At 74.7% G+C, this 15,767-nt stretch carries 12 protein-coding genes and 1 pseudogene; 7 read left to right on the forward strand and 6 right to left on the reverse strand.

What is annotated here, in order from left to right:
* Positions 1-194: 194 nt before the first annotated feature.
* Positions 195-865: pseudogene (locus ACFWJ4_RS21415) on the forward strand (DUF6629 family protein).
* A 19-nt stretch (positions 866-884) separates the two neighbouring features.
* Here ACFWJ4_RS21415 and ACFWJ4_RS21420 read toward each other — a convergent pair.
* Positions 885-2,243: an MFS transporter gene (locus tag ACFWJ4_RS21420; protein WP_380546050.1), complete on the reverse strand. Its 1,359-nt coding sequence runs from the start codon at positions 2,241-2,243 to the stop codon at positions 885-887.
* Positions 2,240-2,857: a helix-turn-helix domain-containing protein gene (locus ACFWJ4_RS21425; protein ID WP_380546052.1), complete on the reverse strand. Its 618-nt coding sequence runs from the start codon at positions 2,855-2,857 to the stop codon at positions 2,240-2,242. The genes ACFWJ4_RS21420 and ACFWJ4_RS21425 overlap by 4 nt, the downstream gene beginning before the upstream one ends.
* 293 nt (positions 2,858-3,150) lie before the next feature.
* Here ACFWJ4_RS21425 and ACFWJ4_RS21430 point away from each other — a divergent pair, with 293 nt between their 5' ends.
* On the forward strand, positions 3,151-3,876 hold the full coding sequence (locus ACFWJ4_RS21430) for a sensor histidine kinase (protein WP_380546054.1): 726 nt from the start codon (positions 3,151-3,153) through the stop codon (positions 3,874-3,876).
* A gap of 76 nt (positions 3,877-3,952) precedes the next feature.
* On the forward strand, positions 3,953-5,683 hold the full coding sequence (polX, locus tag ACFWJ4_RS21435) for a DNA polymerase/3'-5' exonuclease PolX (protein ID WP_380546056.1): 1,731 nt from the start codon (positions 3,953-3,955) through the stop codon (positions 5,681-5,683).
* 9 nt (positions 5,684-5,692) lie between these two features.
* On the opposite strand, the gene ACFWJ4_RS21440 is transcribed toward polX, so the two are convergent.
* Together ACFWJ4_RS21440 and ACFWJ4_RS21445 are read right to left on the reverse strand one after the other, a co-directional pair.
* A complete protein-coding gene (locus tag ACFWJ4_RS21440) occupies positions 5,693-6,571 on the reverse strand; it encodes a carbohydrate kinase family protein (protein WP_380546058.1) in 879 nt (292 codons plus the stop codon).
* Between the two features lie 3 nt (positions 6,572-6,574).
* A complete protein-coding gene (locus tag ACFWJ4_RS21445) occupies positions 6,575-7,609 on the reverse strand; it encodes a pseudouridine-5'-phosphate glycosidase (protein ID WP_380546060.1) in 1,035 nt (344 codons plus the stop codon).
* A gap of 137 nt (positions 7,610-7,746) precedes the next feature.
* On the opposite strand from ACFWJ4_RS21445, the gene ACFWJ4_RS21450 reads away from it, so the two are divergent.
* Both ACFWJ4_RS21450 and ACFWJ4_RS21455 read left to right on the forward strand, forming a co-directional pair.
* Positions 7,747-8,649 (forward strand): LysR family transcriptional regulator, encoded by a 903-nt coding sequence (locus tag ACFWJ4_RS21450; protein WP_380546062.1) that lies wholly within the window; start codon positions 7,747-7,749, stop codon positions 8,647-8,649.
* A gap of 193 nt (positions 8,650-8,842) precedes the next feature.
* Positions 8,843-10,507, forward strand: coding sequence for a peptide-N4-asparagine amidase (locus ACFWJ4_RS21455; RefSeq protein WP_380546064.1), 1,665 nt, complete (start codon positions 8,843-8,845; stop codon positions 10,505-10,507).
* Between the two features lie 369 nt (positions 10,508-10,876).
* On the opposite strand, the gene ACFWJ4_RS21460 is transcribed toward ACFWJ4_RS21455, so the two are convergent.
* On the reverse strand, positions 10,877-11,566 hold the full coding sequence (locus ACFWJ4_RS21460; protein WP_380546066.1) for a response regulator: 690 nt from the start codon (positions 11,564-11,566) through the stop codon (positions 10,877-10,879).
* Between the two features lie 88 nt (positions 11,567-11,654).
* Here ACFWJ4_RS21460 and ACFWJ4_RS21465 point away from each other — a divergent pair, with 88 nt between their 5' ends.
* Positions 11,655-13,238 carry a purple acid phosphatase family protein gene (locus tag ACFWJ4_RS21465; RefSeq protein ID WP_380546068.1) on the forward strand — a complete coding sequence of 528 codons (1,584 nt, stop codon included), beginning with the start codon at positions 11,655-11,657 and terminating at the stop codon, positions 13,236-13,238.
* A gap of 150 nt (positions 13,239-13,388) precedes the next feature.
* Here the strand turns inward: ACFWJ4_RS21465 and ACFWJ4_RS21470 are convergent, their stop codons facing one another.
* Positions 13,389-14,678, reverse strand: a complete 1,290-nt coding sequence (locus ACFWJ4_RS21470; protein WP_380546070.1) for a sensor histidine kinase — start codon at positions 14,676-14,678, stop codon at positions 13,389-13,391.
* Positions 14,679-14,931: 253 nt separating this feature from the next.
* On the opposite strand from ACFWJ4_RS21470, the gene ACFWJ4_RS21475 reads away from it, so the two are divergent.
* Positions 14,932-15,513 (forward strand): hypothetical protein, encoded by a 582-nt coding sequence (locus ACFWJ4_RS21475; RefSeq protein ID WP_380546072.1) that lies wholly within the window; start codon positions 14,932-14,934, stop codon positions 15,511-15,513.
* The last annotated feature ends 254 nt before the right edge of the window (positions 15,514-15,767 follow it).

The raw sequence follows: 15,767 nt of genomic DNA on the forward strand, positions 1-15,767 counted from the left end.
CCCTGGAGAGCATCGGGGCACCGCCGGAGGACGGAGCGGAGCCGCGGGAGGGCGGGGCGGAGCAGAAGTCCGGGGACGGGCCGGAAGACCGACCGGACGACGGGCCGAAGGGCAGTCCGGACGACAATCCGGAGGACGAACCGACGGGCGGGTCCGCGGAGCACGACCGCCACGGGAGCACCGGTTAGGCCCCGATGTGCTGGAGTGCGCAGGCGGACGCCGTGGCCGGTGGGCTGGTCGCGGTCGCGGGGGTAGCGTGCCTGGTCCGCGCCCACCAGGCCGGCCGGCCCGAGCGCTTGCCGCTCGCCGCGCTCCCCCTGGTCCTGGGCGTGCACCAGCTGATCGAGGCGCTGGTCTGGCTCGGCACCGACGGCGGGCTGCCGGACGGCCTCGCCGGAGCGGCCCGCACCGCCTGGGCGGTGGTCGCCCTGCCGCTGCTGCCCGTCCTGGTCCCCGCCGCCGTGTGGTGCGCGACCGACGGCCCGCGCCGACGGCTGCTCGCCGCGCTCACCCTGCTCGGTGCGGCGGTCGCCGTTCCGCTGGCCGTGGCCATCGGCTCCCACCCGGTGGGGGCGACCGTGCACGGCCACACCCTCGGCTATGCGGTGGGCATCCCGTACGCGGCTCTCCTGCTGACCGGCTACCTCCTCGTCACCGTCGGCTCCCTGCTGGCAAGCGGCGACCGGCTGCTCCGCCGTCTCGGTCTCCTCACCGGCGCGGCGCCGCCGCCTGCGCCCTGCTCTGGCACCTCGCCTTCGTCTCCACGTGGTGTGCCCTCGCCGCGCTGACCAGCCTGCTGCTGCTCCAGTGGGCGGGCCACCGACCGGCGGGCGGGCCGGCCCCTGTCGAGGACCGGGCCCGGTAGGGCGTGTCCTGGGGGCCGCCTAGGCGCAGTGCGCCGGTTCCGAGTCGTCGGCCGCGTCGGCCGCGCCGCCCGCCTGGACCGCGCTGCCCGCGTGCCCTCGGAACCGGTCCATCTCACGCCATTCGGGGCGCAGCCCGGCCAGGGTCGTGGTCGCGAAGTAGAGGGCTCCGCCGGCGATCAGGCCGGGTATCAGCCCGACCGTCGCGACCGCCGCACCGGCGACCAGCCCACCGAGCGGGATGCCGGCCCAGGAGAGGGAGTCCCCGAGGGCGTGGACGCGGCCCAGCAGGTGGCGGGGCACCCGTTCGAAGAGGACCGCGCCAAGGATCGGGTTGAGGAAGCCGGCGCCGAAGCCGCCGATCGCGAAGACCGTGAGCACCAGCCACATCGGCGCGTCGAGGGCGAGCACCAGGAAGCGCGGCGCGCCGCACAGCAGGAAGCCGGCGAAGAACACCGTCCGGCGGGGCAGCCGGGAGGCGACGGCCGCCGCTATCAGGCTGCCGACGACCGCGGTGGCGCCCATGACGGCCGCGGCCAGGCCGATGGCGGCCGGACCGTTGCCGGACTCGCGCGCCCAGACCGGGACGAGGACGGTGGTGAACCCGGCGTCGATCAGGTTGGTGATGCCGATCATCACGATCACGGTGAGCAGCAGGGGCTCCGAGCGCAGGAAGGTGAAGCCCTCGCGGAACATCCGCCAGTAACCCGCGGGCTGCTCCTCCGCCGAGGGTTCGGCTGCCACCGCGGGCACCGCCGGGCGCCCCATGTCGCGCGGGAGCGCGACCGCGATGATCAGCGACCCGAGCGCGAAGGTGACCGCGTTGACCGCCAGCCCGGCCAACGGCCCGATCAGGGCGACCAGCCCGCCGCCGACCGCCGGACCGATGGTGGAGGCCAGCCGCTCGGTGACCCCCGACAGCCCGGTGGCGCGCTCCATCGGCACCCGGGCGTGGTCGGCCGCCTCCGGGACCATGACGGACTTGGCCAAGTCCCCCGGGCCGCGCATCGCCCCGATCACCGCGACCATCACCAGCAGCGCCCAGAACGGGAGCAGCCCCCGGGCGTGCAGCAGCGGGACCAGCCCGGCCGTGACGGCGCTGACCGCGTCCGTCGTCCAGGACACCACGCGCGGCCCGAGCCGGTCCACCAACGGCCCGGTCAGTGCCTTGACCGCCACGTACGGCGCCATTTCGGCAAAGGCGACCAGGCCCGTCATGGTGGCGCTGCCGGTGGTGGCCAGGACGAACCAGGGCAGGGCGATGGCCGAGACGCGCGTGCCGGTCACGGAGACGACCGTGGCGGCCAGCACCCCGGCCAGCGGGCGGAAGCTGCGCCCGGGCGCGTCGACGGCGGCGGCACCGGTGCCGGTGGTGGTCATTCGGTTTCCCCCTCGGTCGTGGTGGTGCTCGTGTCCGGCAGGACGTGGACGATCACGGAGACCTGCTCGGTGCCCTCCGGGGCCGGCCCGCCGTGGTCGATCTGCCGGTAACGCCGGACCACCTCGGACAGCTCGCCGGAGAGCTGCTCGGCCTCGGCGGGGGTGAGCTGGAGGACCCGGTCGCTGAGGTCCGTCACCCGGCGCCACTCGCGCGGCATGGTCTCGAAGGCGTCCAGCGCGCGCTGGGCGGTCAGGGTGTGCGCGGCCAGGACGGACCGCAGGAAGCCGGCGGCCGTGTCGAGGTCGTCGTCCGCCATGTCGTCCACCGTCCAGACGGTCAGCGGGTGGGCCGAACGCCACCAGCGCTCGCGGGCGTTGCCCCGCTCCTCGTCCTCCTCGACGAAGCCCGCGGCGGCGAGTTGGCGCAGGTGGTAGCTGGTGGCTCCGGAGTTCAGCCCCAGCTGTGCGGCGAGCCTCGTCGCCGTCGACGGGCCGTGCTTGCGCAGGAGTCCGACCAGCTGCATGCGCACGGGGTGCGCCATCGCCCGCATGTTCTTGGCGGTGATGGCGATGTGCGGGTCGTCGCTGTGCTTCCAGCCGCGCTCTTCGGTCATGGCAGGAGACTAGAACCGCAAAGACTTCTTTGCAAAGGCTTTTTTGCGAAGGGTTTTCTGCGAAGAAGCCTTCGCGGTTGCTCGACGCGCAGGAGGCCGCGCCTCCGGGGCCCCGCCGGTCGGCGGGTGCCCGACCGGCCGCTCGGCGGGGGCCCCGGAGCGGACCGCGGCCCGGAGCGGGATTGTCACCCGGGCGGGCGAGGCGCAGGCTGGCAGGAAGGGCCCGGTAGTCGGCCCGTCCCGGTCGGCCGCGGATTCGATGACGGCCGCCGGCGAGCACGAGGGGCAGGGCGATGGCACGCGGGAGGCTCTGGAGCTACGTCGCGTCGGGGGCCCGGGCGCTCGGCGCGTTCGGCGGCGCCGTCGGCGCGTTCGGCGGCGCGGGCGGCACCGGCCACCGGAGCGGGTCCGGGCGCGCGGGCGCACTGGCGACCACCGAGGCCGAGGAGGGCCTCGGCCCGTTCGCACCGGGCGTGATGGCCGCGCCCAGGTCGCTCTCCCGCACCGAGCTGGAGCGGCTGCGCTGGACCGGCCGGCAGGACGGCTGCGAGCCGACGGCCCGACACGTCCAGGTGGCCGACCTGGTCCGCCGGGTGGTGCGAGGCGGTGGCCGGGCGGCGGCCGTCACGGTCCGGGTGGCGCCGGGGCTGCCGGTGGTGGCCGGGGACGCCCGCCGGCTGGAGACCGCCGTCGCCGGGCTGGTCGACCAGGCGATCCGGCGCAGCCCGCCGGGCGGCCGGGTGCTGGTCCGGGCCGACGTGGCGGGTGGCGCGTCCGCACCGCGGGCGTCCGGACGGACGGCGGCGACCCGAGGCCGGGTGGAGATCCGGGTCTGCGACCGGGGCTCCTCCGAGCCGACCGGGGCGCGCGAACGGCTGACCGCCGGCGTCCGGACGGACGGCGTGGTGGGGCCCGCCCTGCACAGCCTGGTGGACGCCGCCGGCGGCCGGCTCGCGGTGGAGCCCACCCCCGGCGGCGGGCTGACCGTCGTCCTGCTGCTGACCGTCGCGTACGACTGACGGAGTACCGCGGCGTCCGGGGCCGGACCGGGGCACGCACCCGGCGGATTCGGCCCACGAAACCTAGACTTGCCCCATGCCCCGGCTCAACGACCAGGTCAGGGAGCTGCTCCAGGAGTACGCCGACCTGATCAACATCACCGGCGGGGACGCCTTCCGGGCCCGCGCCTACGAGAAGGCCGCCCGGGCGGTCGGCGGCCACCCCGGGGACCTGGCCGGCCTGGACGTCAAGGGTCTGCAGCAGATCCCCGGCGTCGGGAAGTCCACGGCCGAGAAGATCGCCGAGTACCTCACCACCGGGACCGTGCCCGCCCTGGAGGCGCTGCGCGCCGAGATCCCGTCCGGCGTACGGGAGATGATGGCCGTCCCCAGTGTCGGGCCCAAGCGCGCCCTGGCCCTCTACCGCGACCTCGGGATCTCCTCGGTGGACGAACTCGCCGCGGCCGCCCGCGCGGAGCGGCTCGCCGACCTGCCCGGCTTCGGCGAGCGCAGCGGCGAGAAGATCCTGCACGGCATCGAGCTGATGCGGCAGTCCGGCGGCCGCACGCTGCTGGACACCGCCACCGAGCTGGCCGAGCAGCTCGTCGCCGTGCTCTCCGCCGTCCCCGGCTGCACCCGCTGCGCGTACGCGGGCTCGCTGCGCCGGATGCGCGAGACGGTGGGCGACATCGACGTGCTGGCGACCGCCGAGGACTCCGCCCCGCTGATGGCCGCGCTCACCGGACTCCCCTCCGTCGCCGAAGTGATCGGCAGCGGGAGCACCAAGACCTCGGTCCGTACCACCCAGGGCGTACAGGTGGATCTGCGGGTCCTCCCGGAGGAGGACTGGGGAGCTGCACTGGTGTACTTCACCGGCTCGAAGGCGCACAACATCAAGCTGCGCACGATGGCCGTCCGGGCCGGGCTGAAGCTCTCCGAGTACGGGCTGTTCGAGGTGGACGGCGGCGCCAAGGTGGTCTCGGAGACCGAGGACGAGGTGTACGCGGCCCTCGGACTGCCGTGGATCCCGCCGCCGCTGCGCGAGGACCGGGGCGAGATCGAGGCCGCGCTGGACGGCGGACTCCCGGACCTGGTCCAGGAGTCCGACCTGCGCGGCGACCTGCACACCCACACCGACCTGACCGACGGGCTGGCCACCCTGGAGGAGATGATCGACACCGCGGCCGCCCGCGGCTACTCCTACTTCGCCGTCACCGACCACGCCCCGGACCTGGTGATGCAGCGGATGACGGACGAGAAGATGCTCGCCCAGCGCGAACAGCTCCGGCAACTCGCCGGCCGGCACAAGAAGTTGCGCCTGCTGCACGGCACCGAGCTGAACATCGGCCCTGACGGCGGCGTGGACTGGCCACCGGAGTTCCTGGCCGGCTTCGACGTCTGCGTGGCCTCTGTGCACTCGCACTTCACCCTGGACCGGGCCGCCCAGACCCGTCGGCTGATCCGCGCCTGCGAGAACCCGTACGTGCACGTCATCGGGCACCTCACCACCCGCCGGATCGGCCGGCGCGGGCCGATCGACGTCGACCTGGACGCGGTGTTCGAGGCCGCCGCGCGCACCGGCACCGCGATCGAGATCAACAGCTCCCCGCAGCGGCTCGACCTGCGCGACGAGGACGTCCTGCGGGCCCGGCGGCACGGCGTGCGCTTCGCGATCGACAGCGACGCCCACGCCACCGGCCAGCTCGGCTACCCGCGCTACGGCATCGGCACGGCGCAGCGCGGCTGGCTCACCGCCGAGGACGTGGTCAACACCTGGACCTGGCAGAAGCTGAAGCACTTCCTCCGCAAGGACGCGGTGCCCGGGTAGCCCCGAAGGTCACTCCCCGCCGCAGGAGGCCCCGGGCGAGGCCAGCACCCGGGCCGCGCTGCGGTGCCCGAGCCCGGCCGCGCGCCCGAGGTCCCCGGTGTCCAGGAAGCCGGCCAGGAACCCCGCCGCGAAGGCGTCCCCGGCCCCGGTGAGGTCGCGCACCTCGGCCACCGGCGGCACCGGCACCATGACCAGCGGCTCACCGGGCACGTCGACGGCGGTCGCCTCGGCACCCGCCTTGGTGACCACCGCGGTGGCCGGCAGCCGGGCGCGCTCCGGCCCGGGCAGACCGCCGACCAGCAGCCCGAGGAACTCCGACTCGGAGCGGTTGGCGAACACGAAGGTCGGCGCCAACTCGGCCAGCAGACCGAGGAAGCGCTTCCGTCCGAACCGCTCCAGCATGCCGGTCGAGGAGGCGTCCACCGAGGTGGTGCCGCCCGCCCTCCGGACCCGGGCGAGCGCGTCCACCGCCGTGCCGCCGACCGGCTCTCCGTCGAAGGAGTAGGCCGGCACGTGCAGGTGGGTCAGTCCGGTCAGCCACTCGTCCGGGACCCGCTCCAGCAGGGTGGCGGCGCCCCGGTCGGGCAGCATGGTCCGCTCGCCGTCCTGGTCGATCAGCACCACGACGCTGCCCGTCCGGCCGCGCCGGGAGACCCGCACGTCGACGCCGTGGCCGGCCAGTTCGGCGACCAAGCCGTCCCCGACCGCGTCCTCGCCGACGCAGCCGAGGAAGCGGGCGGGGTGCTGCCCGGCGGCGAAGCAGGCGACGTTGGCCGCGCTGCCGCCGCGCCGCCGGAAGATCCGGGCGCCGGAGTCGGTGCCGTGCCGCAGCGGGCCGTCGGCCCAGACCACGATGTCCTCGACGAGGTCGCCGAGCACCCCCAGCACGGCTCAGGCCCCGCCGTCGGCGACGACGGCCGAAGCGGCGTCACCCGCTGCGGCGGCACCGGCACCACGGCCCGCGCCGTCCGCAGCGGCGTCACCCGCCGCCGAACCCGCCCCCGCAGCCAGCGCGGTCGCGATCTCCCCGCCGAGCCGGACGTTGCCCCGGTACACCTCGACGTTGACCTCCAGGCTGCGCCCGCCGGTGTCCCGCTGGATGAAATCGAGGAGGAACGGCGTGGAGGCGTTGCCGGTGACGCCCCGGCGCTCGGCCTCCGCCCAGGCGCGGGCGAGGATGCCGTCCAGCTCCTCGGGCGGCAGCTGCTTGGCCGGGTCGACCGGGTTGGCGATCAGGACGGCCTGCGGCAGTTCGAGCCGGTCCCGGGACTCGATGATCCTGGCGGCCTGCTCGGGCGACTCCACGCTGAAGTTGATCTCGTGGCCGGAGTCGGTGACGTAGAAGCCGGGGTACTTGCGGGTGCGGTAGCCGATGACCGGGATGTTGTAGGTCTCGAAGCGCTCCAGAGTGGCCCTGATGTCGAGGATGGACTTCACGCCGGCGCTGATCACGGTGACCGGGGTGGCGGCCAGGGTGGTCATGTCGGCCGACTCGTCGAAGCTCTCCGAGGCGCCGAAGTGCACGCCGCCGAGGCCGCCGGTGGAGAAGACCCGGATGCCCGCGCGGTGGGCGAGGAAGGCGGTGGCGGCGACGGTGGTGCCGCCGTGCCGGCCGAGCGCGGCGACCACCGGGAGGTCGCGCAGGCTCACCTTGTCCAGGCCGTCGACGGCGGACAGTTCGGTGATCTGCTCGGTGCTCAGCCCGACCGTGGGCACCCCGGCGTGCACCCCGATCGTGGCCGGGACGACGCCCGCCGCCCGCAGCTGCCGCTCGGCCTCCAGCGCGACGGCCAGGTTGCGCGGCCGCGGCAGTCCGTGGGTGAAGATGGTCGACTCCAGGGCGACCACCGGCCGGCCTTCGGCGAGGGCCCGGGCGACCTCCTCGGAGACCTGGACGGCGGGAGCGGTGGGGCGAAGTCCGGTCATGATGCGAACTCTCTGTGAGGTTGCCACTGCGGTGGGGCAACGTCTGCTCAGCGTATGGACGGCTCGCATCGGAATCCAGAATGAGTCCTGAGGTTTCCGATAGGCCTGCGCCTATTGGTTCGTCTACCCTGACGACCATGGGTCTCACCTTGCGTCAGCTCCAGGTCTTCCTGACCGTCGCCGAGACGCTGCACTTCGGGCGGGCCGCCGAGCGGCTGCACATCTCGCAGCCGACGGTGAGCCAGGAGGTCGCCCGGCTGGAGCGGACCGTCGGCGTCGAGCTGTTCGACCGCAGCCGCCGCTCGGTGGCGCTCACGGAGGCCGGCGAGGTGATGGCCACCGAGAGCGCCCGGCTGCTGCGGCAGGCCGAGACGCTGCTGACCCGGGTACGGCTGCACGAGGAGTCCCGGCTGGGCACCGCCCGGATCGTCGCCTCGCCGAGCGTGGCGAACCGGCTGCTGCCCGCCGTGGTCAGCCGGGCCGAGCAGGAGCTTCCGGCGCTCGACACCACCGAGCTCGCCGTGGACACCGGGCAGGTCTCCGCCACCCTGGCCGCCGAGCTGACCGACATCGGGCTCGGGCGCTTCCTCGACGAGGTGACCGGCTACCGGCTGGAGCGGATCGCCGACGAGCCGGTCCTGGTGGCGCTCGGCCGGGACCATCCGCTGGCCCGCCGGAGCAGCCTGGGCCTGGCCGAACTGCGCGACCTGCCACTGCTGTTGTGGCCGCGCGAGCAGCACCCCCGCTACTACGACCACGTGCTCGGCCTCTGCGCGGACCACGGCGTGGACCCGCCGGTGCTGGTCAGCCCGCCGCGGATCGTCGGCTCCCGGCTCTACCTGCTCGCCCGCAACCGCGCCTTCTCGCTGGTGCCCGGCTCGATGACCGGCCACCTCACCGAGGACGTGGCGACCGTACGGCTGGAGGGGCGGGCCACCCTTCCGCTGGAGATGCAGTGGCGGACGGACGACCGGCGGCCCCGGCTGGCCTCGCTGCGGGACCTGATCCGGCAGGAGGCCGCGGAGCTGGAGGACGTCTGACCCGCCCCGTCGCGCGGCCCGAGCCCGAGCCCGGGTCCGAGCCCGGGTCCGGGTCCGGGTCCGGGTCCGGGTCCGAGCCGAGTCCGACCGAACGGGATCCTTGACGCTGGCATGCCACCACCGGAAGGATTCCCGGATCATCCGACCGGCCCGCGGCACCCGCCCGCGGGCCGCCGAACCCCGGGAACCCGCCTTGGCCCTGCGCCCGTTGCTCCGCCGCGCCGCCGGTCTGATCGGCGCCGCCGTCCTCACCCTGGCCGGCACCCTCACCGCCGCCGGCCCGGCCCACGCCGACTTCGGCACCGACTACCACGACCCGGTCACCGCCACCAAGCCGCTCACCCGCCCCGACACCCGCTCCTGCACCGTCGAGGCGATGCACGAACGCGAGTTCCGCAACGGGTACGGCAACCCGCCGGACACCCCGTACACCACCACCCTCACCCCGCCCGCCGACTGCGCCGGCCCCTGGTCCGCGGTGGTCCTGGACCTCCACGGACAGGTCGCCGGACGGCAGTTCGACCGGATCTTCAGCGTCCGCGTCGGCGGCGTCCAGGTGCTGCTCTCCTCCACCCCCGAGCCGTCCAAGGACGGCATCGCCTGGAACGTCGAGCACGACGTCACCCGCTACGCCCCGCTCTTCACCGGCGGCCCGCAGGACTTCTCCTTCGACCTCGCCAACGTCACCGACGCCACCTACACCGGCGTCTTCACGATCAGCGCCAACCTGACCTTCTACACCGCCGACGCCCGCCGGCCGGCCGCCCGCGCCGCCGACCGGCTGCTCACCACCGGACCGTTCGGGCTCACCAGCACCTCCCCCGCCGCCGGGCGCGACCTCACCTTCCCGCAGAACCTCGAACGCCTCACCGCCGAGGTCTACGCCCGGGGCGGCGGCGCCTGCGAGGAGTTCGCGTACGCCTCCGCCCCGGACGCCTTCGCCGCCGCCAACCCGGGCACCGGCATCTGCGGCAAGGGCCCGTTCCGCGAGCTGCGGCTGACCGTGGACGGCCGGGTGGCCGGCGCGGTCTGGCCGTACCCGGTGATCTACACCGGCGGCTGGGACCCGCTGCTCTGGCGGCCCGTGCCCGGCGTCTTCGCCTTCGACCTGCCCGCCTACCGGCTCGACCTCACCCCGTACGTCGGGCTGCTGCTGGACGGCCGGCCGCACGCCGTGGGCGTCACCCTGAACACCGCCGAGGCGCAGAGCAACGACATCTGGACCGGCCAGGTCAACCTCTTCGCCGAGACCGACCACGGCGCCGACCGCACCACCGGACAGCTCACCGACCACCGGGTCGCCCCGGAGGCCACCGTCGCGACCGACCTCGCCGACCACGGCGGCGGCAGCGGCGACTGGACGGTCACCGCCGCCCGGAACGACCTCGCCCGGGGCTGGGTGCAGACCTCGCACGGCCGGATCACCACCGAGGTCCGCGACGAACTCGCCTTCCGCTCCACCCAGCGACTGCGCGACGCGGGCAACGACGTGACGCTGCACAACGGCGCCGACCTCACCCGCACCACCGCCACCTGGGGCGGCGGCCCGCACCGCACCACCACCGTCCACGAGGGCGAACCGCTGGACGTCAGCTACCGGGTGAGCCGCGACGCGGCCGGCAACACCGACCAGACCACCGCCATGGACCTCGGCTACCACCGCGACACCACCGCGGCGACCGGCGGCCACGTCACCGAGCGCTCCACCGTCGACCACACCCTGCGCCCCACCGCCACGCGGCACGACGGGGACCGCACCGTCCGGACCGGCAGCAGCGCCGAGGAGTACCGGAGCACCGGGCCCGAGGGGCCGTACCGTCGGACGCTGAGCTTCGTGGACGGCTGGCCGCGGCCCTGACGGCCGCCGCTCGCCGCCGCTCACTGGCACGTCGACGCCCGAGTTGCGAAATTGGTCGGATTCATACCGTTCACCCCTGGTGCACGGCCCGTAGGAGGCGCATGATGGGAGGTGGACCTGCGAGGTAGCTGAAGGAAGTTCGACCGCAGGAGGCAGTGGCGACGGATCGAGACGGATCAGGGTCTGCCGCTGGGACTACCTCGGTCGACGATCGAACTACCGGCCGGAGGACGTCACGTCCGGAGGCCACCCCCACCTCGTAGGTTCCGCGCGTCCACGGAGCATCCCCTCGGCCCGTGGACGCGCACCTTTTCCCGCGCGCCGCGCCTCCCGCGTCCTGTCCCCGCGCCGCACCTCCGGCGCCCCCGGCTACCGCGCGCCCGCCCAGCCCATCTCCCAGGCGTGCACCGCGATCCCGACCCGGTTCGCCACCCCGAGCTTGCGCTGGATGCTGGCGACGTGGGTCTTCACCGTTCCCGGCGAGATGAACAGCTCCGCGGCGATGTCCGCGTTGGTGCGGCCCGCGGCGACGTGCCCGGCGATCTCCACCTCCCGCTCGGTCAGCGGCACCACCGGCGCCGCCCGCCGGCGCTCCGGGCGGCGCGGCTGCGTCACGTGCCGCAGCAGCCGGACCGTGACCGACGGGCTGATCAGGCTCTCCCCGTCCGCCGCCGCCCGTACCGCCTCGGCGAGCAGGGACGGGCCGGAACGCTTCAGCAGGAAGCCGGACGCCCCGTGCTGCAGGGCCGGGTACACGTACTCGTCCAGGTCGAAGGTGGTCAGCACCACCACCCGCACCGGCTCCGCCACGTCCGGCCCGGCCAGCCGCCGGGTCAGCTCCAGTCCGTCCATCCGCGGCATCCGGATGTCGACCAGCGCTACGTCCGGCCGCAGTTCGGCCGCCAGCTCCAGCGCGGACAGCCCGTCCGCCGCCTCGCCCACCACCTCGATGTCCGGCTGGGCCGTCAGGATCCGCCGGACACTCCGCCGGACGGCCTCCTGGTCGTCGGCGATCAGGGTGCGGATCACCCGCCGGCCCCCACCGTTCGCACTCGTCACGCCCAGCAGTGTGGCGCACGGGTGGCGGACGGGAAAGTTCACGCGGTGGAACCGGCCCGGTTCACCTTCGTCCGGTGAGCTGGCCGCCATGAACGATTCCAGTGGACGTCCCTCCGTCAGCAGGCGCGGGCTCCTGGCCGGCGCGACCGGCGTCGGCCTCGGCGGTGCCGTCTCCCTCGCCGGCGTCCAGGCCACCCCCGCCGCCGCCTCCCCGGTGCTCTGGCAGCGCCCGGACCGCTCCGGCGCGCCCCGCGTGGCCGGCCTGCACCTCCAGTTCGGCTCGGACGCCTCGCGCGAGGTGGTGGTCTCCTGGCACACCACCAGGTCCGTCGGCAACCCGCGTGTGATGTACGGGACTTCGAACAACGGCTTCGGCCGGACGGTCCAGGCCTCGACCCGCACGTACCGGGACGCCGCCTCCGGCACCGATGTCCAGGTGCACCACGCCCGGCTGACCGGCCTGCACGCCGACACGGACTACGTCTACGCCGCCGTCCACGACGGCACCACCCCCGAGCTCGGCACCGTCCGCACCGCCCCGCGCGGCCGGTCCGCCTTCACCTTCACCAGCTTCGGCGACCAGGGCACCCCCACCCTCGGCAGGAAGACCGCCAACGGCTACGTGAACGACAACCTCGGCAGCCCCGCCGCCGGCGACACCACCGCCGGGGTCGAGCGGATCGCCCCGCTGTTCCACCTGCTCAACGGCGACCTGTGCTACGCGAACATCGCCACCGACCGGGTCCGCACCTGGTCCGACTGGTTCGAGAACAACAGCCGCTCGGCCCGCCACCGCCCCTGGATGCCCGCGGCCGGCAACCACGAGAACGAGAAGGGCAACGGCCCGATCGGCTACGGCGCCTACCAGGTGTACTTCGAGCTGCCGGACGCCCGCTCCGACGCGGAGACCCACGGCCTGTGGTACTCGTTCACGGCCGGCTCGGTACGCGTGATCAGCCTCAACAACGACGACGTGGCCTACCAGGACGGCGGCAACAGCTACGTCCACGGCTACTCCGGCGGCGCCCAGCAGCGCTGGCTGGAGCGGGAGTTGATCGCGGCCAACGCGGACCCGGGGATCGACTGGATCGTGGTCTGCATGCACCAGGTGGTGATCTCCACCGCCGACAGGTTCAACGGTGCCGACCTCGGCGTCCGCGAGGCCTGGGTGCCGCTGTTCGACAAGTACGGCGTGGACCTGGTGGTCTGCGGCCACGAGCACCACTACGAGCGCTCGCACCCGATCCGCGGCCAGCAGCCGACCGACACCCGCACGCCGATCCCGGTCTCCACCGGCACCGAGACCATCGACACCACCAAGGGCACCGTCCACATGGTCATCGGCGGCGGCGGCACCTCCGCCCCGTCCAACCAGCTCTTCTTCAGCCCCGCCAAGGCGCGGGTGATCACCGGCGTCGGCGCCGTCGACCCGGCCACCGGCAAGCGCCCACCGGTGTACGTGATCGAGGACGCCCCCTGGTCCGCCTTCCGGGACGCCGACAACCCGTACGGCTTCGCCTCCTTCGACGTCGACCCGGGCGGCCGCAACGGGCAGACCACCATCGGCGTCACCTACTACTCCGTCAGCGGCCCGTACGGGGACCTCGTCCCGGTCGACCGCTTCACCCTGACCCGCCCGCGCGGCACCCGCGGCGGCGGCCGGGGTCACTAGGGCGTACTCGGCGGCAGCCCTCCGACCGGCGGAGACGTCCACGCCCGTACGCCCCACCCGGTAGCCCCTCCGCCTCACGCGCACGCGGTGCACGGACACAGCGCACGGACGCGGCGCCGACTCGATCGGGTCGGCGCCGCGGGGCGCGCCTCAGCGCCCCGGCAGGGAGCAGCCGACCCGCCAGCCCGCGGGCGTGCCCGGGCCGGCGGTCAGCGAGCCCCCGTGGGCGGCGGCCCGGGCGGTGAGTCCGGCCAGGCCGGTGCCACCGGCGCCCGGGCGGCGGCGCAGCAGCGGCTTGCGGGCGGGGCCACCGTCGTCGGTGACGGTCAACTCGACGGCGCCGCGCTCACCGGGGGCCACCCGGACGGTGACCTCGGTGGCCTGCGGGGCGTGCCGGCGGATATTGGTCAGCGCCTCCAGGACCACGGCGTACGCGGTCGCCTCGGCCTCGGCGGAGAGCCGGCCGGCGGTGCCGGGCGCCTGCTCGACGGTGGCACGCAGGGCGCCGGTGGTGCCGAAGCGGGCTACGAGCTCGGGGAGGTCGGCCAGGCCCAGCCGACGCGTGGTCGCTCCGCCCGCCCGGTCCGACCCGTCGGAGCGGTCGCCCTTGAGGTCCGTGCCACCCTGGCCGTCCCGGCCCTCCCGGCCCTCCCGGCCCTCCCGGCCGCTCGGCTCGCGCAGGGCGCCGACCATCTCGTCCATCGAGTCCAGTGCCCGCAGCCCGGCCTCCTCCAGGCGGCGCAGCAGTGCGGTCGTCTCCTCCGGCTCCTGGCCCGGGAGTTGGCCGGCCTGGGCCTCCAGCACGATGCCGGTGATCTCGTGGGCGACGAAGTCGTGCAGTCCCCGGGCCACCTCCAGCCGCTGTTGGCGCCGGGCCCGGGCCACCGCCCGCTCCCGGCGGGCGTCCAGGACGCGCAGGTAGAGGGCCGCCGCCGCGACACCGAGCAGTGGGAGCAGCGAGATCAGCACCCCGGCCACCGGCCCGGCCGCACCGCCCTGCGGCGTCCGCAGGGCGAACCGCAGCGGCAGCAGCACCGCCGCCAGTCCCACCAGCCCGCCGACCGGACCGGCCGACCGGTCGGGCAGCCACCGAACGGCCCGGAAGAGCAGTCCGAGCAGGGCGAGCCACTCGAACGGCAGCCAGAACGCGGGCAGCCGGTACGGCCCCGGGTAGACCGCGTCGACCAGCAGCGAGGCCCCGGCCACCGCTCCGGCGGCCGCACCGAGCGTGATCCGACCTGCGGGCCAGGGCAGCAGTGCCGCCACCGCGGCGAGCACCGCCGTCAGGGCGAGCAGCGCGGCCGCTCCCCGGGCGTCCGGTTGCGCCAGCAGGACGGGCGCCAGCAGGGCGAACGCGGAGACGGCGGCGAGCGTCCGACGGATCCGGGCCGGTCGCGGCCGTGCGGGATCGGGGTGAACGAAGGGAGAGTCGGTGGGCACCCGGCCGAGCCTACGGGCAGCTCTCCCGGGGGAGGCGCGATCCTCCTCAGGAGGGAGCGGTCCGCCGTCAACTCCCCTCCGCAGCGGGAGGTCTGCGCGACCGGGCGGGAGCATGATCGGTGGCATCGGAACACCCGCAGAGGACGCCCGCAAGCGACACCCGAACCGGACACCCGCACCGGCCGCCCGCACCGGACCCCCGGACGGGAACAGCCACCCGGGAACACCCGCGCCGAAGGAGACCCGAACCGCCATGAACCGCCGCCTCGCCACCGCCGCACTCTCGCTGCTCCTGCTGGCCGCGACCGCCGCCACCGCCGCACCGGCCGCCGTCGCGGAGCCGGCCCCCGCCGCACCGGTCACCGCTCCGGAACCGGCCTCCCCAGCAGGCGACTTCGGGCCGGTCGGTGTACGCGGCACCGGCAACACCGTCCTCACCGCCGGGTTCCAGGGCTTCGAGGGCGACCCGGTTCGGATCTCGGTGGACGCCCGTGCCACCACCAACACCGATCCGCGCGGCACCACGGGCCACTTCCACGTCCGTCACGTGCACACCGACGGCCGGCTGGTCGCCGACTTCGAGGGCGACATCACCTGTCTGGCCGTCGGCGGCCGGGAGGCGATCGCCACCGGGGTGGTCACCAAGGGCGAGGCGCCGTGGTTCCTGGGCCTGGAGCTGATCGGACAGAAGGTCTCGCTCTCGGTGGAGGACGACGGGCGGCGCGGGGACCGAATGGGCTGGGTCTGGGGCGCGCTCGGCCAGCCGGTGTCGGACTGCCAGGGCACGGTACCGTTCATCCGCACGACCAGTGGTGACTTCTCCGTGCGCAGCTGACACCCGGCCGACCGGGCCGACAGGACCGGTCAGGGCCCCCCGGGCCAACCAGGGCCGACCGGGCGACGATCGGGGCTGCGCACCGCCACCCGAGCACCCGCAGACCTGGAGGCCCCGTTGTCCCTCGACCGTCCGACCGCTCCGCCACCGGCGAGCGCGGGGTTCAACGACCTGACACGGGGGGGGCCGTTTAACCCCCCCCCCCCCCCCGATAGCCCCCCAACACCCCGCAGGGCCCCCGCGGGGCGGGCATA

The organism is Kitasatospora sp. NPDC127067, assembly GCF_042724755.1.
In the GTDB taxonomy this organism is placed as follows: Bacteria; Actinomycetota; Actinomycetes; order Streptomycetales; family Streptomycetaceae; genus Kitasatospora; species Kitasatospora lactacystinica.